At 66.1% G+C, this 1,112-nt stretch carries 1 protein-coding gene; it reads left to right on the plus strand.

Going from position 1 to position 1,112, the window contains the following annotated elements:
- Window positions 1-1,112 (plus strand): AAA family ATPase (locus tag AB0M46_RS51385; RefSeq protein ID WP_363349086.1); only part of this gene is annotated, 1,112 nt, incomplete at both ends.

Consider the following 1,112-nt stretch of genomic DNA (forward strand, 5'->3'; position numbering starts at 1 on the left):
AAGGCGATCGACCTGATCGACGAGGCCGGTGCCCGGATGCGGATCCGCCGGATGACCGCGCCGCCGGACCTGCGTGACTTCGATGAGCGGATCGCTCAGGTGCGCCGTGACAAGGAGTCCGCGATCGACGCGCAGGACTTTGAGCGGGCCGCGCAGCTGCGGGACAAGGAGAAGCAGCTGCTGGGTCAGAAGGCGCAGCGGGAGAAGGAGTGGAAGGCCGGCGACCTCGACGTCGTGTCCGAGGTCGACGACGAGCAGATCGCCGAGGTCCTGGCGAACTGGACCGGCATCCCGGTGTACAAGCTGACCGAGGAGGAGACGGCCCGGCTCCTGCGCATGGAGGACGAGCTGCACAAGCGCCTCGTCGGGCAGGAGGACGCGGTCAGGGCGGTCTCGAAGGCCATCCGCCGCACCCGGGCGGGTCTGAAGGACCCGAAGCGCCCGTCCGGCTCGTTCATCTTCGCCGGCCCGTCCGGCGTCGGGAAGACCGAGCTGTCCAAGGCCCTGGCCGAGTTCCTGTTCGGCTCCGAGGACTCCCTCATCCAGCTCGACATGTCGGAGTTCCACGACCGGTACACGGTGTCCCGCCTCGTCGGTGCGCCCCCCGGCTACGTCGGCTACGACGAGGGCGGCCAGCTGACCGAGAAGGTCCGCCGGCGGCCGTTCTCCGTGGTCCTCTTCGACGAGATCGAGAAGGCCCACCCGGACGTGTTCAACACCCTCCTGCAGATCCTCGAGGACGGCCGGCTCACCGACGGTCAGGGCCGCATCGTGGACTTCAAGAACACGGTGATCATCCTGACCACCAACCTGGGCACCCGCGACGTGGCCAAGGCCGTGTCCCTGGGCTTCCAGGCATCGGAAGACAACGAGTCGAACTACGAGCGGATGAAGCAGAAGGTCAACGACGAGCTGAAGCAGCACTTCCGCCCGGAGTTCCTCAACCGCATCGACGACACCATCGTCTTCCACCAGCTCATGCAGGACCAGATCCTCGGCATCGTCGACCTGATGATCGCCCGGATCGAAACCCAGCTCCGCAACAAGGACATGGGCCTGGAACTCACCGACAACGCCAAGAAGTTCCTCGCCAACAAAGGCTACGACCCCGT

The organism is Dactylosporangium sp. NPDC051485, from assembly GCF_040682015.1.
Classification (GTDB): domain Bacteria; phylum Actinomycetota; class Actinomycetes; order Mycobacteriales; family Micromonosporaceae; genus Dactylosporangium.